This is a genomic window from Burkholderia sp. BCC0397 (assembly GCF_902832865.1).
In the GTDB taxonomy this organism is placed as follows: Bacteria; Pseudomonadota; Gammaproteobacteria; order Burkholderiales; family Burkholderiaceae; genus Burkholderia.
Window position 1 is genome coordinate 67,558 of sequence record NZ_CADFDL010000010.1, and the last position, 23,371, is coordinate 90,928.

Annotated in this window: 23 protein-coding genes and 3 pseudogenes; 18 read left to right on the forward strand and 8 right to left on the reverse strand. The window is 64.9% G+C overall.

Features of this window, described 5'->3' with window-relative positions; translation table 11 throughout:
- The first annotated feature begins 30 nt into the window (after positions 1–30).
- The 11 genes from HWX03_RS26285 to HWX03_RS26335 all read left to right on the forward strand — a co-directional run bounded on the left by HWX03_RS26285 (position 31) and on the right by HWX03_RS26335 (position 14,121).
- Positions 31–3,204 (forward strand): multidrug efflux RND transporter permease subunit, encoded by a 3,174-nt coding sequence (locus HWX03_RS26285; protein WP_175873340.1) that lies wholly within the window; start codon positions 31–33, stop codon positions 3,202–3,204.
- A 42-nt stretch (positions 3,205–3,246) separates the two neighbouring features.
- The gene (locus HWX03_RS26290) at positions 3,247–3,393 is read left to right on the forward strand and encodes a Tn3 family transposase (protein WP_347879536.1); all 147 of its coding nucleotides are present in this window, start codon (positions 3,247–3,249) and stop codon (positions 3,391–3,393) included.
- 640 nt (positions 3,394–4,033) lie between these two features.
- On the forward strand, positions 4,034–6,754 hold the full coding sequence (locus HWX03_RS26295; RefSeq protein ID WP_175873236.1) for a TonB-dependent receptor: 2,721 nt from the start codon (positions 4,034–4,036) through the stop codon (positions 6,752–6,754).
- Between the two features lie 301 nt (positions 6,755–7,055).
- A complete protein-coding gene (locus tag HWX03_RS26300) occupies positions 7,056–7,253 on the forward strand; it encodes a hypothetical protein (RefSeq protein ID WP_208456825.1) in 198 nt (65 codons plus the stop codon).
- A 169-nt stretch (positions 7,254–7,422) separates the two neighbouring features.
- The gene (gene andR / locus HWX03_RS26305) at positions 7,423–8,406 is read left to right on the forward strand and encodes an anthranilate 1,2-dioxygenase regulatory protein AndR (protein ID WP_175873237.1); all 984 of its coding nucleotides are present in this window, start codon (positions 7,423–7,425) and stop codon (positions 8,404–8,406) included.
- A gap of 102 nt (positions 8,407–8,508) precedes the next feature.
- A complete protein-coding gene (locus tag HWX03_RS26310) occupies positions 8,509–9,468 on the forward strand; it encodes a PDR/VanB family oxidoreductase (protein ID WP_175873238.1) in 960 nt (319 codons plus the stop codon).
- A 22-nt stretch (positions 9,469–9,490) separates the two neighbouring features.
- The gene (locus tag HWX03_RS26315) at positions 9,491–10,828 is read left to right on the forward strand and encodes an aromatic ring-hydroxylating dioxygenase subunit alpha (RefSeq protein WP_175873239.1); all 1,338 of its coding nucleotides are present in this window, start codon (positions 9,491–9,493) and stop codon (positions 10,826–10,828) included.
- Positions 10,828–11,364, forward strand: coding sequence for an aromatic-ring-hydroxylating dioxygenase subunit beta (locus HWX03_RS26320; protein ID WP_175873240.1), 537 nt, complete (start codon positions 10,828–10,830; stop codon positions 11,362–11,364). Before HWX03_RS26315 ends, HWX03_RS26320 begins: the two co-directional genes overlap by 1 nt.
- The gene (locus tag HWX03_RS26325) at positions 11,361–11,999 is read left to right on the forward strand and encodes a cysteine hydrolase (protein WP_175873241.1); all 639 of its coding nucleotides are present in this window, start codon (positions 11,361–11,363) and stop codon (positions 11,997–11,999) included. The genes HWX03_RS26320 and HWX03_RS26325 overlap by 4 nt, the downstream gene beginning before the upstream one ends.
- Positions 11,996–12,844, forward strand: coding sequence for an SDR family oxidoreductase (locus HWX03_RS26330; RefSeq protein WP_175873242.1), 849 nt, complete (start codon positions 11,996–11,998; stop codon positions 12,842–12,844). Before HWX03_RS26325 ends, HWX03_RS26330 begins: the two co-directional genes overlap by 4 nt.
- Before the next feature lie 50 nt (positions 12,845–12,894).
- The gene (locus tag HWX03_RS26335) at positions 12,895–14,121 is read left to right on the forward strand and encodes a dienelactone hydrolase family protein (RefSeq protein ID WP_175873243.1); all 1,227 of its coding nucleotides are present in this window, start codon (positions 12,895–12,897) and stop codon (positions 14,119–14,121) included.
- 133 nt (positions 14,122–14,254) lie between these two features.
- On the opposite strand, the gene HWX03_RS26340 is transcribed toward HWX03_RS26335, so the two are convergent.
- The gene (locus HWX03_RS26340; RefSeq protein WP_175873244.1) at positions 14,255–14,509 is read right to left on the reverse strand and encodes a hypothetical protein; all 255 of its coding nucleotides are present in this window, start codon (positions 14,507–14,509) and stop codon (positions 14,255–14,257) included.
- Between the two features lie 209 nt (positions 14,510–14,718).
- Between HWX03_RS26340 and HWX03_RS26345 the strand changes: the two genes are divergently transcribed.
- The 4 genes from HWX03_RS26345 (at position 14,719) to HWX03_RS26360 (ending at position 16,809) form a co-directional block, all read left to right on the forward strand.
- Entirely contained in the window at positions 14,719–15,138 is a 420-nt protein-coding gene (locus HWX03_RS26345) for an organic hydroperoxide resistance protein (protein ID WP_034201940.1), read from the forward strand.
- A gap of 66 nt (positions 15,139–15,204) precedes the next feature.
- Positions 15,205–15,531 carry a DUF4148 domain-containing protein gene (locus HWX03_RS26350; protein WP_175873245.1) on the forward strand — a complete coding sequence of 109 codons (327 nt, stop codon included), beginning with the start codon at positions 15,205–15,207 and terminating at the stop codon, positions 15,529–15,531.
- Positions 15,532–15,594: 63 nt separating this feature from the next.
- Positions 15,595–15,924 carry a DUF4148 domain-containing protein gene (locus HWX03_RS26355; protein ID WP_175873246.1) on the forward strand — a complete coding sequence of 110 codons (330 nt, stop codon included), beginning with the start codon at positions 15,595–15,597 and terminating at the stop codon, positions 15,922–15,924.
- Between the two features lie 168 nt (positions 15,925–16,092).
- On the forward strand, positions 16,093–16,809 hold the full coding sequence (locus HWX03_RS26360; RefSeq protein WP_175873247.1) for a GNAT family N-acetyltransferase: 717 nt from the start codon (positions 16,093–16,095) through the stop codon (positions 16,807–16,809).
- 52 nt (positions 16,810–16,861) lie between these two features.
- Here HWX03_RS26360 and HWX03_RS26365 read toward each other — a convergent pair whose 3' ends face one another.
- The 4 genes and pseudogenes from HWX03_RS26365 to HWX03_RS26375 form a co-directional block, all read right to left on the reverse strand.
- Positions 16,862–17,317 (reverse strand): MarR family transcriptional regulator, encoded by a 456-nt coding sequence (locus tag HWX03_RS26365; protein WP_006482257.1) that lies wholly within the window; start codon positions 17,315–17,317, stop codon positions 16,862–16,864.
- Between the two features lie 107 nt (positions 17,318–17,424).
- Positions 17,425–17,553: a hypothetical protein gene (locus HWX03_RS37265; protein WP_256122098.1), complete on the reverse strand. Its 129-nt coding sequence runs from the start codon at positions 17,551–17,553 to the stop codon at positions 17,425–17,427.
- On the reverse strand, positions 17,550–17,921 hold the full coding sequence (locus tag HWX03_RS26370) for a GFA family protein (protein WP_175873342.1): 372 nt from the start codon (positions 17,919–17,921) through the stop codon (positions 17,550–17,552). The genes HWX03_RS37265 and HWX03_RS26370 overlap by 4 nt, the downstream gene beginning before the upstream one ends.
- 185 nt (positions 17,922–18,106) lie before the next feature.
- Positions 18,107–18,217 (reverse strand): annotated as a pseudogene (locus tag HWX03_RS26375) (nitronate monooxygenase); the annotation flags it as partial.
- 234 nt (positions 18,218–18,451) lie between these two features.
- Here HWX03_RS26375 and HWX03_RS26380 point away from each other — a divergent pair.
- Both HWX03_RS26380 and HWX03_RS26385 read left to right on the forward strand, forming a co-directional pair.
- The gene (locus HWX03_RS26380) at positions 18,452–19,054 is read left to right on the forward strand and encodes a 5-formyltetrahydrofolate cyclo-ligase (protein WP_244132785.1); all 603 of its coding nucleotides are present in this window, start codon (positions 18,452–18,454) and stop codon (positions 19,052–19,054) included.
- Positions 19,051–19,734: a hypothetical protein gene (locus tag HWX03_RS26385; RefSeq protein ID WP_175873249.1), complete on the forward strand. Its 684-nt coding sequence runs from the start codon at positions 19,051–19,053 to the stop codon at positions 19,732–19,734. Before HWX03_RS26380 ends, HWX03_RS26385 begins: the two co-directional genes overlap by 4 nt.
- Positions 19,735–19,797: 63 nt before the next feature.
- Here HWX03_RS26385 and HWX03_RS26390 read toward each other — a convergent pair whose 3' ends face one another.
- Together HWX03_RS26390 and HWX03_RS26395 are read right to left on the reverse strand one after the other, a co-directional pair.
- Positions 19,798–20,931, reverse strand: a complete 1,134-nt coding sequence (locus HWX03_RS26390; protein ID WP_175873250.1) for an AAA family ATPase — start codon at positions 20,929–20,931, stop codon at positions 19,798–19,800.
- Positions 20,932–20,972: 41 nt separating this feature from the next.
- Positions 20,973–21,842 (reverse strand): annotated as a pseudogene (locus HWX03_RS26395) (RNA ligase family protein).
- 733 nt (positions 21,843–22,575) lie between these two features.
- Here HWX03_RS26395 and HWX03_RS26400 point away from each other — a divergent pair.
- Positions 22,576–22,863: pseudogene (locus HWX03_RS26400) on the forward strand (RtcB family protein); the annotation flags it as partial.
- 219 nt (positions 22,864–23,082) lie between these two features.
- On the opposite strand, the gene HWX03_RS26405 reads toward HWX03_RS26400, so the two are convergent.
- Positions 23,083–23,295, reverse strand: a complete 213-nt coding sequence (locus HWX03_RS26405) for a hypothetical protein (protein WP_014897011.1) — start codon at positions 23,293–23,295, stop codon at positions 23,083–23,085.
- Positions 23,296–23,371: the final 76 nt, after the last annotated feature.

A 23,371-nucleotide genomic window follows, 5' to 3' on the forward strand; every position in this document is an offset into this window, starting at 1 on the left:
GAAACGCCGGCGGTTCGCTGACGCATGCCGATGCCATCGTTCTTCATCGATCGTCCCGTCTTTGCGTGGATCGTTGCGCTCGCAATCGTCGTCGCGGGCGTGCTCGTCATTCCGCAGCTTCCGATCGCGCAATATCCGCGGCTTGCGCCGCCGCGGGTCGTGATCACGGCCGCGTATCCGGGCGCGTCGACCGAGACGGTCGACGGCGACGTCGGCAGCATCATCGAGGAAAGCCTCGACGGCGCCGACGGGCTGCAGTATTACGCGACGAGCAGCGACGGTCACGGCAATCTCGAGATCGACGTCACGTTTGCGCCCGGCACCGATCCGGACATCGCGCTCGTCGACGTAAACAACCGGCTGAAGCAGGTCGAGCCGCGGTTGCCGCAGCAGGTCGTCCAGCAGGGGATCGGCGTATTCAAGGCAGCGAACACGTTCCTGATGCTCGTCACGCTGACGTCGACCGACGGCACGCGCGATTCCGCGCAACTCGGCGATTACCTGAACCGCTACGTGCTGCGCGAACTGAAGCGTGCGCCGGGCGTTGGCGCGGCCGAGCTGTGGGACGCCGGCGAGGCGCTGCGGGTCTGGCTCGATCCGAACAAATTGCGTGAATACGACCTCGGCGCCGATGACGTGATTGCCGCGATCGGCGTGCAGAACGCGACGGTGACGGCCGGTGCGATTGGCGATGCGCCGTTCGTACGCGGCCAGCAGCTCACCGCGACGATCGTCGTCAAGGGACAGCTGACGGCGCCGGAGGAGTTCGGTCGAATCGTGCTGAAGTCGAAGCAGGACGGTTCGGTGGTGCGCGTCGCCGACGTCGCGCGTGTCGAAATCGGTCGCGACGACTACTCGTTCTATTCGCGGCTGAACGGCCGGCCGGCGGCAACCGTCGGCATCCAGCTTGGCCCGCGCGGCAACGCGCTCGAAACGTCGAACGCGATCCGTGCGCGGCTTGCCGAACTGTCGAGGGTATTGCCGCCGGGCGTGGCGATCGAGATTCCGTTCGATGGCGCCCATTTCGTGACGATCGCGATCCGGGAGGTCGTGCTGACGCTCGTCGAGGCGGTCGTGCTGGTGTTTTGCGTGATGTGGCTGTTCCTGCGCGATCTGCGTTACACGCTGGTGCCGACCGTCGTGATTCCCGTCACGCTGATGGGCGCGTTCGTCGCGATGTGGGCGTTCGGACTGTCGATCAACGTGTTCACGATGTTCGGTCTCGTGCTGGCGATCGGCATCCTTGTCGACGATGCGATCGTCGTCGTCGAGAGCGTGCACCGGGTGATGGAGGAGGGCGTGTCGCCGCGCGACGCCACGCGCCGCGCAATGAAGCGGATCGGTGGTGCGATCGTCGGTGTGACCGCGGTGCTGACCGCCGTATTCGTGCCGATGGCGTTTTTTCCGGGCGCCGTCGGCGGCATCTACCGGCAGTTCGCGGTGGCGATGATCGCAACGATGCTGGTGTCATCGTTCATGGCGCTGTCGCTCACGCCCGCGCTGTGCGCGAACCTGCTGAAGCCGGTCGCGCGGCACGACGGCGGAATCGGCCGCGCGCGGCGACGTGGCATCGGCACACGTCTGGCCGACCGCTTCGGTGCGGCCTTCGCGCGCGTCGAAACCGGTTATCGCCGCATCGCCGTGTTCGCCGTGCGCCGCACCGGCATGGTCGTGGCGGTCTACGCGGTGCTCGTGATCGCATGCGGGCTACTGTACTGGATGATGCCGGGCGGCTTCCTGCCGACCGAGGACCAGGGGCAACTGCAGGTGATGATCCAGTTGCCGGCGGGCGCCACGCAGGCGCGCACGCTCGCGGTCGTCGAGCGTGTCGAGGCGATCCTGCGCGCGGAGCCGGCGATCGCGAACGTGACGAGCGTGATCGGCTGGAGTTTCGCGGGCAGCGGGCAGAACGTCGGGATGGCGTTCGTGGAGCTGAAGGACTGGGCGCGGCGCGACGTCGACGCGATGGCGTTGCGCGACCGGCTCAACGGGCATTTCGGCACGATCCTCGACGGCGACGTCGAGGCGTCGCTGCCACCGTCGGTGCGCGGCATCGGGCATTCCGACGGATTCACGTTCCGGCTCGAGGATCGGGGCGGTGTCGGACTCGACGCGTTGAAGGCGGCTCGCGAGCAGTTGTCCGGACGAGCGAAAGCGGATCCGTTGCTCGCCGCCGTGCATTTCGAAGACCTGCCGGACGCGCCGCGCATCGAACTCGATGTCGATCGTGCGAAGGCGTATGCGCTCGGCGTGCCGTTCGAGCGAATCGCGGGCCTCCTGGGCGGCACGTTCGGCTCGAACTACATCAACGATTTTCCGGCATCGGGCCGGATGCGGCGGGTGATCATCGAGGCCGACCCGGCCGCGCGCGCGACCGATGCGCAACTGATGGCGCTGACGGTGCCGAACCGCACCGGCGACATGGTTCCGTTGTCGGCCATCGCGGCGCCGCACTGGACGGTCGGCCCGGTGATGCTGAATCGCTACAACGGCTATCCGTCGCTCGACATCAGCGGCCGCGCGGCGACCGGCACGAGTTCGGGCGCGGCGATGGCGGAGATGGAGCGGCTCGCCGGCGCACTGCCGGTCGGGATCGGCTTCGACTGGGTCGATGCGGCGCGCGAGGAGCAGGTTGCCGCGCGGCAAACGCCGCTGCTCGTCGGGCTGTCCGTGCTCGCGGTTTTCATGGCGCTTGCCGCGCTGTACGAAAGCTGGACGGTCCCGCTGTCCGTGCTGACGATCGTGCCGCTCGGCATGATCGGCGCGATCGCGGCGGCGCTCGCGCGCGGGATGCCGAACGACGTGTATTTCAAGGTCGGGATGATCACGGTGGTCGGGCTGGCGGCGAAGAATGCGATCCTGATCGTGCAGTACGCGCGCGATCTGGCCGGGAGCGGCGTGCCGCTGCGGCAGGCGGTGATCGACGCGGCCGCTGCGCGATTCCGGCCGATCATGATGACGTCGATGGCGTTCCTGCTGGGCGTCGTGCCGCTCGTGCTGGCGACGGGCGCGGGTGCGGAAAGCCGGCGGTCGATCGGCACGGGTGCGTTCGGGGGCGTGCTCGCCGCGACGATGTTCGGGCTCGTGTTCGCGCCGGTGGCGTTTCGGGTGGTGGTATCCATAGGCCCGCGCGGGCGGCATGCAGCGGTGACGAAGCGCGAGGCGCAGCGCGTGGAAACGGCTGGAAATCTGGAGATCGATTGATGGTCGCGACGGGGCGTTGGCGGTGGGATCACGGGATGACGGGTGGGCGACGCCACGCACGTGCTCGAAGGGCTGCTCTATCAAGAGTCCGATCTGCTGATCGAGGAACACTATACCGACACGGCGGGATTCATCGAACACGTGTTCGGACTGTTTCTATGCCAAGGATTCGTGTCTCCTCTCTGGTAAACAAAAAAGTTCGGACTGGCGAGTATCGGCCGCGTGCTCCATTGCGGCGCATGCGCGAGCGGGTGAAAAAAGCAGCCGAACAAGGAAGACAAGATAACGGTAGCGGCTGATGAACCATATCGATTTTTATTTGGCACCAACCGAGTGCATCTATTGCACCTAAACAAAGTTATGTGTCATCAAATATTTTTTGACGCATCGATTCTGTCCTGCTATGTTCGCGTCCAACGTAAAACTTTGGTAGTGAACGGTAATGAAGGTTCCGTGCATTAAGACTTTCAAAGTGAAGACGTAAAGCAGCCCTTCAACGGACGACTGCCTTTCCTGGTAGCGCGTCCGCTCTAATTTATGAAGCGCCATGGTGCGAATGTTCCAGGGTGCAGCGTGTATGCAGCCGTTCGATGCAGGGAAAGATCGATCCATGTAATTAGAGGTCCTAACTCTATGGGAATGCAGATTCTTTTATTTCAAATTCATTCTTCTTGATAACGGAAGAAATAACGTTGAAAGGAATAAGAAAACGGACGGAATGGTTGTGAGCACCAGATGACGAATCAGGAACGCGGGGCAACGCTATTTAAAGGCCGGCGAATCTCCGTGCATACAAAAAGGTCAGGCCTTGCGACGACAGAGGGGTGTTATGAAACCAACGGCTTTGGGATCGGCAATACGCAGCATCGTATGGGCTGAAGTCGCGTTGACGGCGGCTTTGGGTACCTCCGCTTATGCGCAGACAACGCCTGTCGACGGGAGCGTCGCCGCCGAGCAGACCGGAAGCGCTGCCGCCGCCGTGCCCGCGCCGGCATCCGGCGCCGCTGCGGGCGGGCAGACCGTGAAAAAGCTCGACAAGTTCGAAGTGACGGGCTCGCTGATCCGCACCTCCGACAAGGTCGGCCACACCGAAGTGCAGGTCATCACCGCGAAGGAAATCCAGCAAAGCGGATACACGACGGTCGCCGATTTCCTGCGTTCGACCTCGGCCAATTCCGCAAGCAGCTGGGGCCAGACGACGATGAACAGCTCGGCCCCCGGCGGCGCCGGCATGGCGTTGCGCGGGCTCAGCGAGAAATACACGCTCGTGCTCGTCGATGGCCAGCGCGTCGCGAACTATGCGCAGTCGGTGAACTTCACCGACACGTTCTTCGATGTCAACGCGATCCCGTTGAACATGGTGGAGCGCGTCGAGATCGTCAAGACCGGCGCGGTATCCGTCTACGGCTCGGACGCGATCGCGGGCGTCGTCAACATCATTACGAAGAAGAACTTTCAGGGCCTGCAGATCGACGGCCAACTCGGCAAGGCGCAGCATCCGGGCGACGGGCAGGGCAACTTCAGCGTACTGGCCGGCTTCGGCGACCTGAATTCGGATCGCTTCAACGTCACCGCGGCCGCCAGCTATTACCGCGATTCGGGCTCGACGCTCGGCGATCGCGACATGACGTCGGCGCAAGACTTCACGCAATATCCCGGCGGGCTGGCAGCGCCGCTCGGGCCGAACCAGCAATCGTACTGGTCGCTGGCGGACGGCTCCAAGGTGCCGCTTTCGCCGTGCCCGCCGGGCAGCAAGACGAGCGCGACCAATTGCACGTACAACCCCGCCGCGTCGACATCGCTCGTTCCGTCCACGACGCGCCTGAACGCGAAGGTGCGCGCCACCTTCAAGATCGACGACAACACGCAGGCCTATGCGGGCTTCTGGCTGAGCCGCGATGAAACCGTCCAGTTGCAAGGACCGGCCTCGATCTCGAGCACGACGAACGTCTACAACCCTGCGACCGGGTCCGTTTCGCCGCTGCCGCGCACCGTACCGGTGAGCAACCCCTATAACCCGTTCGGCGTGCCGACGGCGATCAACCTGACCTTCCCGGGCAACGTCGTGAGGGCGGACACGGTATCGACGTTCTGGATGGCGAACACGGGCGTCAAAGGCTCGTTCGACGCGGGCAGATTCGGCGCGTGGGACTGGTCGGCCGATTACGGGCACTCGCAGAGCACCGTCGATACGACGTATAGCAACCGGATCAACGCCGCGGGCCTCGAGAACATGCTCGCGAACGGCACCTACAACTTCTCGAACCCGGCCGCCACGCCAAACGGCCTGAACGGCGTTTTCACGGACGACGATCAGCAGGCCATCTCGAAGGTCGACAGCGTGACAGCCAAGGCCTCGACGTCGAATCTCTTCACGCTGCCCGGGGGAGCGGTCGGCCTGGGCCTGGGCACCGAGTTCCGCCACGAATCGTCGACGATCAACCCGCAGACGCTCGCGTCGCAGGGCGTATCCGCACCCGCGAACGTGCAGACGGTGGAGGGTTCGCGCAACGTCGCCGCCGCGTTCTACCAGGTCGACATTCCGATCCTGCGCAACCTGACGTTCACGCAGGCGGGCCGCTACGATCACTACAGCGACTTCGGTGGGGCGTTTTCGCCGAGCTTTGCGCTGCGTTTCCAGCCGGTGCAAATGCTGACGACGTATGCATCGTACAGTCGCGGCTTCCGCGCGCCGACCCTCGTCGAAAACTCACAGGCCGTCTATCTCTCTCACCAGAACCTCGTCGATCCGAACGATCCGAGCGGTGTGCCGACCAAGCACTTCACGACGGAGCAAGTCGCGGGCAATCCGAATCTTCAGCCCGAGCACACGAAGAACTACAACATCGGCTTCCAGCTTTCGCCCGATGCGATGACCGATATCGGCGCGGCGTTCTACAAGGTCCGCATCGACGGAGTCATCGGCACCGACGATCCGAACTCGGTGCTCGTTGCCAACGATCCCTCCCGCGTCGTGCGCAACGCCGACGGGTCGGTGCGTTACCTCGTTCAGCATTTCGTGAACCTTGGTGCGCTCGATACCGATGGTTTCGATCTCAACTTCCGCAAAGCGCTGCGCACCAAGTACGGCACGTTCACGCTCGCAGGCGACTGGACTTATGTGTGGCACTTCAAGCTGCACAGCCCCGGAACCGCGCCGCAGGACTTCGCCGGCAACAACCTTGCGCTGCTGCAGCCGTTCGGCGCGAGCAACCCGCGCTGGAAGGGCAATACGAGCGTGAGCTGGGACTACCGGCAGCTGACCACCACGCTGACCTGGCAATACACCGGGCCATATACGAACGCCGTGGCCGCGGAATTCGGCGACGGCGGTACGGGATCGGTGGCGTCGTACAGCCAGTTCAACCTCATGTTCAACTATCGCGGCTTCAAGCATTGGACGATTTACGGCGGCATCACGAACCTTTTCGACAAGAAGCCGCCGTTCGACGTCGAGTGGCAAGCCGTGCCCGACATCACTGGCTATGACCAGTCGCTCTACACGGATCTCGGCCGCTTCTTCCAGATCGGGGCGACGTACCGGTTCTGACAGAGAGGAGGCCGCCAGGCGGCAACCGGTCCCGGCGCGCGGCCCGCGCCGGGACGACGAAGAATGAGCTGGACCGGCAGCCGGCCTCACTCAAGGTCAAGTGCAAAGGTGCAAGGTTTGAACGCGGGGACGCTTGGCCAGCAGCACCTCGTGCAGTCGATTTATCGTATTTGACATAATCAACATTATCGATAGTTTGTGTGTAGGTCCCAAGTTCAGATGTCGTGTTTCCGCTAAATAGAAATGTCGCGTTTGGACCTCGGTAAGCTTGCCGGCTCCCCGTCAGATCATGGAGCCGGCGATGCACCGAACAGCTCTGGTGACATTGAACATGCGAGAACTCGACCGTCTGAAGGTAATCCAGGCCGTGGTGGATTTGGGGCTCAAGCCTGGCCAGGCGGCCGATCAGTTGCCGGCTGGAAAGGCGCAGCGGGCGCTGGCATTGATCCGCGCGCTATGCGGATACGGGGTCGACCGGCGCTCGCCATCCAGCCGCTAAACGCAACCGCACACGGTCGCCTGTCCGATTCCGGCAAGTATCCGGAGGCCGATATCGGCCGTTTTATTGACCTTGTCGCAAACGTGTACAGTGGACGTGCCCCGGAAAACAACGGCGATCGTTCGATATCGCACCCCGGGTTTACCCGCGTACGCAACGAAGATTCGCCATGCCAAATGCTTCCTTGCCGATCGAGCCGACCCTGCTCCGGCGATACCGCTATTTCGAATCGGTCGATATCGACGACACGCGCGAACGGATCGCCGCGGTGCTGCAGCCGCATCGACTCACGCCAGGGAGCTCGCGTGGCGGCTATTCCGCGTACATGGACTACGTGCGGATCGACAGTGTCGGGTTCGGCACGATCGGTTACGACGTCGCGATGGGCGTCGATGCCGGCGAAATCGAGGATTACTATCTCGCGATCCTCAGCCTCGGCGGTTATGCGGACGTGAGCGTCGGCGGCCGGCGTGTGATCATCGGGCCGGCGCAGGGTGTCATCGTCAGCCCGGCCAGCCATTTCGGCGCTACGTTCTCCCGCGACTGCGAGCAGTTCTTCGTGCGCGTCGACAAGCACGCGATCCTTGCTCACACCGGCTACGACCATCTGCAGATCGAGCCGGTACTCGACCTTTCCCGCTCCGAACTCTTGCCGTGGCTGATGCAGTTGCGCGTCATGGCATCGTCGCCGGAGACGGTCGCACTCGCGCAGCGCGACCGCCGCATCGCGCTCGAATTCGAGCGGCTCGTGATCTCGCTCCTGCTCGCCGGCCAGCCGCATCACTGTCAGACGCGGCCCGGCGGAACGGCGCTCGTGCCGCGTACGGTCAAGCGCGCGGAAGCTTATATCGCCGAGCACGCGTGCGAGCCGATTACGCTGGCCGATATCGCGCTGGCGGCCGGCGTGCCCGTGCGTACGCTGCTCGACGGGTTTCGGCGCTTTTCGCGCGGGAGCCCGATGCAACTGGTCCGCGAACGGCGTCTCGAACGCGCACGCGACCGATTGTTGCAAGGCCGCGAGACCGATCGCGTGGCCGACGTGGCGCTCTGTTGCGGCTTCGCGAATCTGGGCCGCTTCGCCGCCCTGTACCGCGAAACGTTCAGGGAATCGCCGTCGGATACGTTGCGCCGCGCCCGCCAGTCCGCCGGCTGAGCGGAAATTCTGCGCGCGCCGGACAGGTGCTGCGTTCCTCGGATATTCGCGGCACATTCGCCCGCATACAGTGGGCTCCTCTGAATTCAACGGAGCCGCTGGATGTCCCCGCTCAAAATCCGCGTCGAGCGTATCGATGCCCTGACGCCCGCAATCCGCCGATTGCATCTTGTCGCCGCCGACGGCGGCCCGCTGCCCGGGTTCGTGGCCGGCGCGCATATCGACGTGCACGTGCCGCTCTCCCCTCGTTCGCAACGGCGCGCGTATTCGCTCGTGAACGCCGACGGCAGCGCCGATTCGATCGACCGTTACGAAATCGCGGTGCTGCGCGAACCGGCCGGAAGCGGCGGTTCGCAGTGGATGCATGCCTGCGCGCCCGGCGACGAATTCGACATCGATCCGCCCAGGAACGATTTCCCGCTCGTTGCGCACGCACGCCGGCACTTGCTCGTGGCGGGCGGTATCGGCATTACGCCGATCCTCGCAATGGCCCGCGAACTGGCGAGCAGCGGGCGCCCGTTCACCCTGCACTACGCCGCGCGCGATGCCGTATCGATGGCCTATCGCGACGAGGTCGCCGCGCTACCGGGCGCGACGTGCTGGTTCGACGATGGCGAACCGTCGCGCGGCCTGCGGCTGGCCGACACGATCGGCACGCCTGAAAGCGGCACGCACCTGTATGTTTGCGGCCCCGCCGGGCTCATCGAGGCGACGCTCGCGGCCGCCCGGCATCTCGGCTGGCGCGACGACACGCTGCATTGCGAGCGCTTTGCCGCGCCGGTCGCCACGGGCGGAGACGCCCCGGTCGAAGTGCGTCTCGCGGGTTCGGGGCACGTGCTGAACGTGCCGCCCGGCACGTCGATTCTCGACGCCATGATCGAAGCCGGCCTCGATCCGCTCTACGACTGCCGGCGTGGCGATTGTGGCGTGTGCGTGGTCCGCTTGCTCGACGGCGATCCCGATCACCGCGACATCTGCCTCAGCAACGACGACCACGCGAGCGGTGCGTTCTGTCCATGCGTGTCGCGCGCGCATGGCGCGCATCTCGTGCTGGATCTTTGACTGTCCCCTTCGAGGAACTCCCATGAGCCTTACCAACGAGACGCTGGCCGTGCTGGTGCGCCCCGACAGCGTGCACAAGCGCCTCTATACCGATCCGGCGATTTTCGCGCTGGAAATGGAGCGGATCTACGGCCGTGCGTGGATCTACGTCGGCCACGAGAGCCAGGTCAAGACGGCCGGCGACTATCACACGACGCGCATCGGCGACCAGGACGTCGTGATGGTGCGCGCATCCGACGGCACGATCCACGTGATCTACAACCGGTGTCCGCACAAGGGTGCGAAAGTCGTACCCGACGGCGACGGCTCGGTCGGGAAATTCTTCCGGTGTCCGTATCATGCATGGACGTTCGGGCACGACGGCACGCACCTGTCGGCACCGTTGCGCAACGGCCTGAAGAACACCTGCTTCGATCCGAAGCATCCGGATTTCTCGATGCGCCGCGTCGCACGCATGGACAGCTATCGCGGTTTCGTGTTCGCCAGCCAGAGCGACGACGGCCCGGATCTGCGGACCTTCCTGAATGGTGTCGTGTCGTCGATCGACAACCTGTGCGACCGCTCCCCGATTGGCGAGGTCGAGGTCACGGGTGGCGTGTTCCGCGTCCTTCAGCGCTCGAACTGGAAGGTGTTCTACGAGAACCTGCACGACACGATGCATGCACCGGTCACGCATGAATCGTCGGTGGTGTCGGCCCGCGCGCAGGCCGCGGCGATGGGCGCGATGCCGTTCGAGTTGCTCATCATGGACGGCAACGGCGAGCCGTACGAATTCTGGGAAAAACTGGAATTGCGTGCCTACGCATACGGCCATGGCTACATGGAAGGCATTTTCGATCCGGCGGCGGCCGAACGCGATTCGGTGTCGAACGCGCATTTCGCGGTGCTCGCGCAGGCTTACGGCGACGAACGCGCGCGTCGGATTCTCGGCATGAACCGCCACAACACCGTGATCTACGGCAGCGGTTCCCCGCATACGGTATTTCAGCAGTTCCGCGTGATTCGTCCGATCGCGGTGGACCGGACGCTGGTCGAAATCCAGCTGTTTCGCCTGAAAGGTGCGCCCGACGCGGTGTTCGACCGGGCGTTGACCTACGCGAACGTGATCAATTCGCCGTCGTCGAACGTGATGCCCGACGACGTCGAAGTCTACGCGCGCTGCCAGGAAGGCAACCAGACCCGCGGCGGCGAGTGGGTGAGCATGCATCGCTACGCGGGTACGGATCGCGCGACGGACGACGGCTTCGTGTCGATCAACGGCACCAGCGAATTGCCGATGCGCAACCAGTTCGCCGCATGGAAACGCTTCATGGTCGACGAGGCCGCCTCACCCGCGCGCACGCGCGAAGGGGACGCCTGATGTTGCACGATCCGGCCTTCGATCTGTCGACCGTCGCGGTCGACGCACCTGCCCTCGCCTCCGACGCAGCGCTGCACGCGCAGGCGGCGCAGTTCCTGTTTCGCGAGGCGCGGCTGCTCGACACGCGCGCATTCGACACGTGGCTCGACCTGTGGACGCCCGACGGCATGTACTGGCTGCCGCACGAGCCGGGCCAGGCCAATCCGCGCGACCATATCTCGCTCTTCTGGGAGGACGCGACGCTGCGCGAAGTGCGCGCGGCCCGCGTGACGAACCGGCGCAACTGGTCGCAGCAGCCGTCGACGCGCACCGCGCGCATCGTCGGTAACGTGATCGTCGACGGCCGCGATGCGGCCGGCCGGCTGGTGGTCCACTCGACGCAGATCGTCAACGAATGGCGGATCGGGCAGCGCACGCTCGCCGGGCTCGTCACGCACAAGCTCGATACGCGCGGCCCGGACTGGAAGATCTATCTGAAGCGCGTCGATCTCATCAACTCGACCGATGCGCTCGCGAACCTGGAGGTATTCGTGTGAACGCCGCATCGCTGTCGATACCGCTTGCGCGCACGGCCGTGATCGCGCTGCACTACCAGAACGACGTGCTCGATCCGCGCGGCAAGATTCGTGTCGGTTTCGTCGCGGACCAGCCCGCGCGCGCGGCGGTGCTCGACGCGGCCCGCGCGTTGCTGGCCGGCGCGCGCGGGCTCGGTTTGCCGATCGCGCATGTCCGTATCGTATTCCGTGAGGATTACGCGGATTTGCCGCGCAATGCGCCGATTTTCGTGCGTACGGCCGAGCTCGGCGCACTGCGTGACGGCAGTTGGGGCGCGCAGTTTTACCCGACGCTCGACCCCGATCCGGCGCGCGCGCTCGACCATGTCATCCATCACCAGTGCACGAGCGGCTTCATCGGTACGCCGCTGGAACGGATCCTCGCGGCGCACGACGTTCGTCACCTGATCGTCGCAGGCGTCGCGACGCATTCGACCGTCGAAATGACCGTCCGCCATGCCGCCGATCTCGGCTATCGCGTGACCGTCGCGGCCGACGCCTGCGCATGCGCGGATCGTCGGCAGCACGATGCATCGATCGAGTCGATGCGCTTGATCGCGAGCATTTCCAGCGTGGCCGAACTGTTCGGCCGCGCATCGCAAACGGAGGGCACATGAACGTTTCGCATTCTCCCGAATCGGCCTCGCAGGCCAGCCTGGGCAGTACGCGCGAGCGCCTCGCGGGCAAGGTCGCAATCGTCACCGGCGCGACGCAAGGGCTTGGCGCCGACATCGCGCGTGCCCTCGCGAACGAAGGTGCTAGCGTGCTGATTGCCGGGCTCGATGTCGAGGCGGGCCACGCGCTGGCCGCTTCGATCGGCGCATCGGCGCGCTTCGCACACACCGACGTCACCGACGACGCGCAACTCGACAGCACGATCGCGGCCGCCCTTGCCGCCTTCGGCGGGCTCGACATCGTCGTGAACAATGCGTGCAGCTACGACGACGCGGGCCTCGCGTCGACGCGCGCACAATGGTCGCGCCTGCTCGACGTCAATCTCGTGTCGGCGGCGATCCTGGCACAGAAGGCCGCGCCGCATCTGCGGCGACGCGGCGTGATCGTCAACCTCGGCAGCGTCGGCGGCAAGTTCGGCACGGCCGGACGTGCGCTGTATCCGGCGTCGAAAGCCGCGCTGCTGCAACTGACGCGCAACCTCGCCGTGGATCTGGTGCCGCGTGGCCTGCGGGCAGTCAGCGTGTCGCCGGCCTGGACATGGTCGCCGTCGCTGGAACGGCTCGCGGGTGGGTCGGTCGATGTCGCGGACCGCGTCGGCCGGCCGCTGCACGCACTTGGCCGCGTCGGCCGCGGCGACGAGATCGGGCGAGTCGTCGCGTTTCTCTGCTCGGACGATGCATCGTGGATCACCGGCATCGACGTACCCGTCGACGGCGGCTTTTCGATCCTCGGGCCGGATCAGGGCCGCTCGCCGCGCGAATGGTTCGAGCGGCACGCAGCGCAGTAGCGAACCATTCGGCTTGCATTCCTTCCCCCTACTCCATCGGGACTTCATCCATGACGAAGCACATCAGAATCGATCGGGGCGACACGGCGTTCGACGCCTATCTCGCGCTGCCGGAAGCGGGCAGCGGCCCGGTCATCGTATTGCTGCAGGAAATATTCGGCGTGAACGCCGAGATGCGCGAAGTGGCGGATCTCTATGCGGCCGAGGGTTATGTCGTCATCGCGCCGGACCTGTTCCACCCATTCGGCCCGAACATCGAACTCGGTTACGGCGAAGCCGACCATGCCAAGGCCTTCGACTATTACGCGCGCCTCGATGTGGCCCGCGCCGTCGACGATATCCGCGCGACCGTCGCCCGTGCGCGCATGCTGCCCGAATCGACCGGCAAGGTCGGCGTGCTCGGCTTCTGTCTCGGCGGCAAGCTTGCCTGGCTCGCCGCGGCGCAGGGCGACGTCGATTGCGCGGTCGGCTATTACGGCGTCGGCATCGAGCAATCGCTCGAGCTGGCCGAGCGCATCGCGTGCCCGCTCGCGCTGCATTTCGGCGCCGACGATCCGCTCAATCCGCCCGAGACCGTGACGGCGATACGCGTGGCCCTGGACGGCAAGCCGAACGTGAAGCTTGACGTCTACGAGGGCGCCGGTCACGCATTCAGCCGTAGCGGCCCGACCTTCGTCAAGGCGGCGGCGATGTCCGCGCATACGCGCAGTCTTGCGGTGTTTCGCAAGGTGCTCGGCCCCGACTACGACTTGGGTGCGCTCGCCGATCATCACTTCCATCTGGAGTTCGCCGCGCGCGATCCGGAGGAGACGATGCGGACGATGGTGCCACAACCATACGTGAATCACGTGCCGACCATGACGGGCGGCACCGGGTACACGGAACTGAAGCGCTTCTACACGCATCACTTCATCCACAACAATCCGGCCGACATGGCGATGGCGCCGATCTCGCGCGTGGTCGGCGTCGATCGCATGGTGGACGAGTTCATCCTGACGTTCACGCACGACCGGGAGATCGACTGGCTGCTGCCCGGCGTCGTGCCGACCGGCAAGCGCGTGGAGATTCCGATGGTCGTCGTCGTCGAATTCCGCGGGCCCAAGCTCTACAACGAACACATCTACTGGGACCAGGCGAGCGTGCTTGTGCAGCTCGGGTTGCTCGATCCGCACGGATTGCCGGTCGCCGGCGTCGACGTCGCACGCAAGCTGCGCGACGAAACGTTGCCGTCGAATACGTTGATGGCGCGCTGGCGTGAGAGCGAACCGGCGCAGTAGTAGCGCATGCCGGCCTCGACAAGCCCTTCTTCGCCGGTGGCGACGCCGCTGTCGGCGTATTTTGTGGACGGCAGAGGCGCGTTTTCGAATCGGCTAGTTTGGAAATTGGATAGATCTATTGTGATAAGAAAAGTTATCCAGATAGGGGTGTATTTTTATCCAACTGCGTATTGCGCGACAGAAAAATCAGGTCGTCAAACCACCGGAAAATCGGGTCCCACGGTGAGATCGCGCCACGCTTCGACATTCGCGTGCGGCGCATCGAGACGCTTAGGCACGACGTCGAGCGCCGATTGCCGAACCGCAGACGCAACGACGGCGTATCCGGGCCCTGCGCGTCGATCACCGCGCCGAGCGCCCGAACCACATTGGCCAGGATCCACCGCACCGTCCGGTTGGCCGCCGCCGTGGTTCATCAGGATTGGGATCGCCTGAAAGCCTTGTCCCACAAGGCGCTACACATTCCAGATACATTGAAATACAAAATATCGCATGCGATTTAATCGAATGCGCTTGACGTGAGTGGTCGTTAGGCAGAAACTGCATCGCATGCGATCGAATCGCATCTGAAACAAACCTCAACTGACGGAGCAAACGATGAGCAAGATCGACAAAGTGCTGTACACGGGCAAGACGCATACGACTTCCGGCGGTCGCGACGGCGCGGCGCGCAGTTCCGACGGCCGCCTCGACATCCAGTTGTCGTCGCCGGGCAGTGCCGGTACCGGCACCAACCCGGAACAACTGTTCGCAGCCGGCTGGTCGGCCTGCTTCATCGGCGCGATGCAACTTGCGGCGCGCGCCGCGAAGGTGACGCTGCCGGCCGATCTCGCGGTCGACGCCGAAGTGGATCTCGGCACGGCGGGCAACGCGTACTTCCTGCAGGCCCGGCTGAACGTGAGCGTGCCGGGGCTCGAGCGCGACGTCGCACAACGCATCGTCGACGCCGCGCACCAGACCTGCCCGTATTCGAAGGCGACGCGCGGCAACATCGACGTCGACATCCGGATCGCCTGAACGTTGCATCGGGCGGCCGAGCGCCGCCCTCCCGAATTCCCGATTCCTTTTCTATCGAGGTGAAAAATGAAAGTCCAATCGATCGCTGCCCTGCTCGTCGCTGTTTCGGCTGCCGTTGCCGCTCCGGCGTTTGCCAATGAATCCACCGTGACGCGTGCGCAGGTGCGCGCCGAACTCGCGCAGCTTCAACAGGCCGGCTATCCGCTGAACCGCGCGACCGACGCCACCTACCCGAACGATCTGCAGGCCGCGCTGACGCAGATCCACGCCGGCGACGCCGTCGCAGCCAACGCGGCGGCTTCCGGCTACGGCAGCGACGGCGACACCGCGAAGCAATCCGGCCGCCGGCATGCCGTCAGCGTGGCCGAGCGCTCGGTGTACTTCGGTCACTGAGCACCACGCTTGATACGTGAACCCTGATTCCTTTTATTCCTGATTCCATTTTTGTCGAGGTGAATGATGAAGACCCAACTGATTGCCGCCCTTCTCGTTGCCGTGTCGGCCTCCGTCGCCGCACCGGTTTTTGCCGGCGAAAGCACCGTCACGCGTGCGCAGGTGCGTGCGGAACTGGCCGCATTGCAGCAAGCCGGCTATCAGCCGAATCGCCCCAATGATCCGCACTACCCGGACAATATCCAGGCGGCGCTGAACCGGATTCGCGACAACGGCGCGGTCGCGGCCGATACGCAGGCAGCCGGTTACGGCAGCGATGCCGGCGGCGCCACTCAGTCCGGCAACCGCGGTGCGATTCGCACGGCCGAGCGCTCGATCTATTTCGGCCATTGAGTGCGATACGGCGAATTCGGTCGCTGAAGCCTCTCATGTAAGGCGCATGCGATGTAATCGCGTGCGCTTTTTCTATTTGTTTTGTCCGGGGCTGCATCGCCAGCGCTACCTGTCCGGCCCATCCAGGATTATTCTGTGCGGCACCTCAACTTCCACCAAGGAGCCGCGATGTCGGACGCCACGACCGGAAACGCGACAGGCGATGCGCACGTGCTCGACCGGGTCGTCTGGAATGCGCTCACGGGCAGGCAACGCCGTTTTGCGCGCGGCGAGGGCCGTGCGGTGCGGTTCCCGACAGCCATCGCGCCGTTTGCCGCGATCGACGACACGAGCCCGGCGTCGTTCGACGCACTGCGTGGGCTGATCGCTGCACACGGGCCGGCGGCGCTCGTCACGCCGGACGAGATCGAGCCGCCAGCAGGCTTGTCGGTGATCCGGCGCGCGACGTTGCTGCAAATGACCTGGCAAGGGGCGTTCGATCCGACACACGAATCGGAATCTGTTCCGCTCGGCGAAGCCGACGTGCCGGACATGCTCGCGCTGACCGCCGCCGCGCAGCCGGGCCCGTTCGGCCCGCGCACGTTCGAGCTTGGCCACTACATTGGCGTGCGCAGTGACGGCCGGCTGGCCGCGATGGCCGGCCAGCGGATGCAGGTCGACGGATATACCGAGATCAGCGCCGTCTGCGTGGATGCCGCGTTTCGGCGGCAAGGGCTGGCGGCTCGGCTGATCCGGTCGTTGATCGCGACGATCGGTGCGCGTGCGGAAACGCCGTTCCTGCATGTCCTCACGACGAACCAGGTGGCGATCGAACGCTATCTCGCGCTCGGTTTCGTCGTCCGTCGCGAGATGCACCTGCTGGTGCTGGGCGATGCGCACGCATGACAAAGCGGCCGGCGCGATTCACGCGTCGGCCGCTTGCCGTGTCTGAGTATTTTTATGCTTCGGTCGACCGGATCAGGTTGCCGCGCAGCGTGACGATTGCCTTCTGCACCTTCGCGAATTCGTCCGGCTTCAGCCCGGTGGCTTCGACCAGGTTCATGTCGAGCCCCTTCTCGCGCACGCGGCGACCGCTTTTCGTCAGGCTGACGAGCACCTGGCGTTCGTCGGACGGATCGCGATGCCGCTCCAGGTAGCCCATTGCCTCGAGCTTCTTCAGGATCGGCGTCAGCGTATTGGATTCGAGGAACAGCTTCTCGCCGAGCTGGCCGACGGTCTGGTTGTCCTGCTCCCACAGCGCAATGATCGTGATGTACTGCGTATACGTGAGACCGAGTTCGTCGAGGATCGGCTTGTACGCCTTGCCGAACGCGAGGTTCGCCGAGTAGATCGCAAAGCACAGGAACTCGGACAGCTTCGGCGCGGCAGGCGACGGGGTTTCGGTCGGTTTCATGGACTTCCTCCAGCGACTTGAACGGTCGCAGACGATCGCATTATATATCGCATGCGATCTTATCGGAAGCATGATAATCGGTGTCGATAGGCTGACGCGCCGCGCGCTCAGCCCGGTTTGCGACGCTTGCCGGTTTGCTGACGGCTGACCGACAGCAACGTGCACTGCACCGGATGTGCGATTTCGGTCGCGAGCCCACCCGCAGCAAACAGCAGGATCATCAGCCAGCGTTTCATGCGTCCTCCACGATCGAGAGGCTCGCACCATCGGCGACGGTCGCGTCGAGCGCATACGGATCGACGCCATCGAGGCAACCGAGATTGACGCGCCAGCACGCCGGATCCTTGCGGGTCTGGTGGAACGGATAGACGCCGCACCGGCTGCAGAAATAGTGGCGCGCCGTGTGCGTGTTGAAGCGATAACACGTCAGTGCGCCCTCGCCTTCGACGATTGTCAGGTTGGCGGCGGCGAACATCGGGCTCATCAGTGTGCCGCGCCGGCGGCACAGGCTGCAGTTGCAGCGGCCGGCCGGCGCAATGGCGGCCCTGACTTCGAACTTGACGGCCCCGCAATGGCAGGACCCTTTGAACCAGGTGGCAGACATGATGGACTCCGAAGCGGTCATGCCTGCTTTATAGCGAACCTGCGCGCGGGCGTTGTATCGCACTGTATCGGCGGTCGGCGCAGATACAGGACATTGCAAATCCGCGGCGCGCGCGCTCAGTCCAGCACGTGCTGCAGCCGCTCGATTGCCGCGCGCGTTTCGCGTTCGAGCGCCGCGAACAGCTCGGCGGCCGCCAGCGCCGGCGTGCTGACGCCGGCCATCGGCGCCTGAACGATCGGCGCGCGGATGCCGAGCGTGCGCAACAGGGTTGTCCGGTGGTCGGTCGGTTGGTTCATGTCGCTTGTCTCCTGATGGCGGCCGAAGCGTCGGCCGCACGTATCGCATTTCCGGTTTCACCCCTAGAATAGCGGTCGGAGAAACCGCATCCAAGGCCGTCAGCGAGCAGCGTTCGTCGAACGCTTCGCCGACATTCATGCGGTTTAGCCGAATAACGAACAACACCATTACAACATTCACGATTCATGAAAAGAAGAACATTTCTCGCGCTGCCCGCCGTGGCGGCGTCCGGCATGCTTGGCGGCTGCACCGATTTCGGTCCCGTCACCAATCGCATGATGAAGGATCCTGAATATCGGGAAACGCTCTCGGCGTTTCTGATCAGCGCGGACGGGAAAAAACTCGTCGTGATAGGCAAGCAGTATCACTATATTTTCGATCTGCCGCCTGCCCTCGCCGCCAACCTCACGGCACCTTATCGCGCCAGGCTGTATACCGATTTCGACGAATTCGAGACGCACGGCGATACGATTTCCGGGCGTTACGTGCTGCGGCTTTCGCGCGAGGATGCGCCTCCCGGCTCCGAGCTTCGCGAGCGTGCGCTCGCTGACGGTTTCAAGGACCAGCGCTACCAGCTGACGGAGAGCGGGACGATCAGCGGCAAGCGCTACCAGCCGAACGACGTCACGCCGTCGTCGCTCCCGCAGGCGTTCAATCACGAGTATGACGTCAAGGTCATCGAGCGGCCATCGGTACTCGGCAAGGGCGCGAAGCTCGCTCTGTCGCCGATCACGATGGCGGCCGACGGTGCGATCGGCCTGCTCGGCGTCGCGCTGTTACCGTTCGCGCTCACCGCATTCGTCGTCGCAGCGAAGAAAGACCAGAGATCGCAATGAAACTTCCTGTCCGAAAGATTTCCCGGATCGGTAGCCTGGTTGGTTGCCTCGCATTCGCGCAACACGCCGCTGCCGAAGGCGACTGGGACACTGCCCGTCATGTCCGCACCGACTGGGTATTCGCGTCGATGAAGGAAAGCGACGTACGGCCGACGCTCGATCTCGCACTGAAGGACCAGGCGCGCTGGGCCGCCCTGCCCGCCAACGCGCCCGATGCAGGCGCGTTCCGCTGCACGAAGCTCGCGTTGCCGCCGCCGTCGGCCGCCGCCCAGGCCGCGTTCGACGCGGCGCCGTCGCCACGCGGCCGCGATGCCGACAAGGCGTACGCGACAGCCGCGTCGCTCGGTTCGTGGCGTGCGGCAGCGCGTCTCGTCAACAGTTCCCTCGAGGACGAGGATTGGGAAGGCGCGCAGCCGGCAGTCGCGTGGCTGCTCGCGCATCACGTGCCGGCCGGATACAACAAGCTCGCGGACGTGATGCAGGCAATGTCGGGCTACGACGGCGAAACGCCCGGCGAACGCATGAGCGGGATGATCGCGTCGTTGCGCTGGCGCGCGGCGCGCGAAGGCGATCCCGTCGCGCAGATGGAGATGGCCGATCTGTTCGAGAAACTCGGCAACAACGCGCTCGTCACCGCGCTGCGCGCGTGCGCGACGCAGCAGAATCCGGAACTGAAATGATGCGCGTCGCCGGTACGCCGCGGTGACAGGCGGCGTACCGGCGCGCGCGACGACATCGCCGCGTCAGACTTCGTAGCGCACCGCATGCGTTTCGGTCGGCAGCGGCAGATCCCAGCGCAGCAGCATCGCCTCGAGCGCACGGTTCGTCAGCGACGTGTCGCGCCGCGCATTGCGGCGCAACAGCTCCGCGCGCGGCCGTTCGAGGTAGACGAGCGTCACGTCGGCGCCGTACGCATACAGCAGGTCGAGCGTCTTCTTGCGCATCAGCGGCGACAGGTTCGTCGCATTCCACACGAACGGCCGCCGGTCGCGCAACAACGCCTTCGCGGCATCGACCGCATGGTGCGCGACCGCGCCCTCGTTGCGGCCGTGACGCAGCCCCAATGCATCGCGCGCATCGTCGAACGACACGACCGGCAGATCCGGATGATGCCGCGCAACCCACGTGTTCTTGCCCGATGCCGGAAGGCCCGCCATCACCACGACCGGCGAGCCCGGCGTGCGGAACAGCGGATAGTCGGGATGCACGTCCGCGCCGCGGAAATAGCTGAGTGCGGTATGCGCGTCGGCGAATGCACGCGGCTGGCCGTAACAGCCGTCCTCCCGCGCCAGTTCGCGCCACAGCTCGATGTTGTCGAGCACGCGCTGCGTGTCGTTGCAGATGCGGCCACGGATGTCGGCTTCGGCGAGCAGGCACAGCAGCGGCAGGCTGACCTGCCACGACAGTTCGCGCGCGATGAACTCCGGCGTGCCGCGGCGCGAGCCGCTCATCGCGAAGAACGGCACCTGGTGCACGGCGATCATCCGGCAGATGGCCTCGCGCACCGCGAACGGCACGCCGGCATCCCACAGCGCGATGCGCGCATCGATCGCACCCTTGCGCGAGTGGCCGGGATGGCCGATCGCACCGGTGACGGGATCGACGACCGTCGTGCTCGACTTGGCGATGTCATGCAGCAGCGCGGCCAGGAACACGATTTCCTGGTCGGCGCGCGACGCGGCCCGATAACCGGGCAGCGCCAGCAGCGCATCGATCACCATCATCGTATGTGTCCACACGTCGCCTTCGCCGTGATGCGCGGGCTCCTGCGGGGTCGTTTTCGCGTGTTCGAGCGCGGGGAACGCCGCGAGGCACGCGTGATAGTCCGGCTGCTGGCCGGGCGCAGGCACGAGCGCCTGCAGATGTTCGTACTTCATGATCTGGACTCCTGTCGAAGCGGCATGTGGCCGCTTCGCATTCATGGGTTCGGATGTGCTGCCGGGCTCGACGCCCACGTCACCGTCGGACGCGGCGCATACAGGTCGACACCCGGCGCGAGCAGGTTCGGGATGAACGGCTGCTCCGAGTGATGGCGCGCGGAAGCGAGAATCGCCTGCACGAAATCGTGGCGCACCCACTTCAGGCGCGCGGTCGTCGTATCGTCGGTCTCGACCTTCACGTAGAGCCCTTCGGACCGCTCCGACTTGTCGCACTGCTGCTAGGCGCGCGCGAGGTCGAGCCCCTGCCGCCGCACGGTGTCCTCGAACGCGCGGCGCCAGTCCGGCGTCTTCGCGAGCGACGGACCGAGCAGCGCCTTGAGGTCCGCGAGCCGCGCCGGCGCGACACCTTCGTACAGCACGGGCACCGACAGCACCGGTCCGTCGGCGAGCAGCGCGCGCCGCGCGGGCGTCGACAGGAAGCGGCCCGTCGCGCGGTCGAACACGTCGAATTCGAAGAAATGATGCGGCAGCGCGTCGTAGAACACCGCGTGCTTCTTGCTCATCGTCTCGCCGTACATCACGTAGCGATCGCCGAGGCGGTCGAGCAGCCAGCCGGCATGGGCCGCTGCCCAGGTCTTCACGAAACCGAACTGCCGCTCGCGGCCGCCGCCGGCCAGATAGTGGCCGCGCGACTGCAGCAGCAGCTCGCCTGCCGGGCTGAAGCTGATGCCCGTGTTCGCGCCGTCGAGCTTTTCCTCGACGACGAGGTGCGCGCCCGCGAGGGTGCGATAGGGAACGTGGTCGTGACCTTCGTCGCCGTCCTGCAGGCGCGAGCCTTCAAGATGCGGCGTGCGCGGGTAGCGGGCGAGGTCGAGCGATTGCGCGTAGGCGCGAAAATCCAGCGTCATGGTCTTTCTCCGGAAACAGGGAAAAAGCCGACGACGTGAACGAACGGATTGGAGTGCGTTGCGGTGTCAGTGCGAGTCCGGGCGCGGCCCTGCGATCACCGTTCCGGCGCGATGGCGCGAACGGAAACGGGCAGGACGACACGCGGCCGGGACGGCAGTCGTCGGCGTATCAGGCGAAGGGACGAATGATTGCGGGCACTTGGATCACCGGTTCGATGAGGGTTCAGGGATGAAGCAGGCGGATGCTACGAAACGGTTTTGGCGGTGTCAAGCGCGACCGGGTGTGTCCGTTGTGGTCGTCCGAACGTGTTGAACACCTGCTGCGACGCGCGGCACGCGTGATCGGCGCATAAATGATTCGGAATCCTATGTGTGTGTTTTTCGCCACATCACGCGCCGAATCGAGCGGCGACCTCGCACTGCCCGCTTGCTGCGCCCGTTGCGTGCATGCTAGAGTCGCCGCCATTCCGATCAACCCCTCACTCGCAAGGAGAAGAACATCATGACGTCACGCCAACGCTCCTCCCGTCGCGGGTCGTAGTTCGGGTTTTTCGCGTCCGTTCGTTTCGTCGTTCACGCCACGCAGCACGTCGCATCGCCGTCATCGCGATGAGCCGGATCGTTCCGGTCCGGTCGTGCCGCCCTCCTCCCGACTTCCGATGTCGGGCAGCGCATGTGTGCGCTGCCCGCGCCATGGCCCGCCGTTCTTCCTTTTCATCGAACGGAAACCTCCATGGGCACTTCCATGCAATACCTGGCCGAGCGCATCACGCTGTGCGCTTGCGCTACCACCTGGATCGAAGGTGAGGCCATCCTGCAGCTCGAACAGGCTGCCACCCTCCCCGGCATGCGGCGCGTCGCCGGCATGCCCGATCTTCATCCCGGACGCGGCTACCCGGTCGGCGCCGCGTTCTTTTCCATGGGCCGGCTGTATCCGGCGCTGATCGGCGGCGATATCGGCTGCGGAATGGCGCTCTGGCAAACCGCGCTCGATGCGCGGCGCATCAGTGCGTCGAAACTCGCGATGCGGGTTCGGAGCACGTGAAGACGTGAAGGCGCGCTGTGGACAGCAAGGCGCAGCGGGATCCGAGAATCGGGCAGGTGGTGCTCAGAAGCAGTGTTCAGGCGACGCGCGACCGGAACCGGTGCGCGTGAGCGCGCGATGCGCGCCGCCGCTGCGTGTCGGCCGTCGGCCGCGCGTCGGCGGGAATCAGCGGAGATGCGTCAGCGGGGGCGAGACTCAGTAAGCGGACATCTCGACGCAAGGATCGACCTTGGACGGCGAGCAGATGACCGAATACTTGGCGCTTTCGCGCATCAGCGCTTCGCCTTCATGCAGGGCGATCTTGATCTCGGGGTGACGCTCGTACGCGAGGAAGGCGGAGCAGACGACCGCGGACATCACGACCAGGGAAAACACAAATTTTTCAAGGGATTGGAAACGTTCGGGCATGGTTCGACCTTTCTTCTAGGCCGACATTATAACCAAGGATAAGGGTTTTCCCTATATGCGCGCCGGCATACCGAGG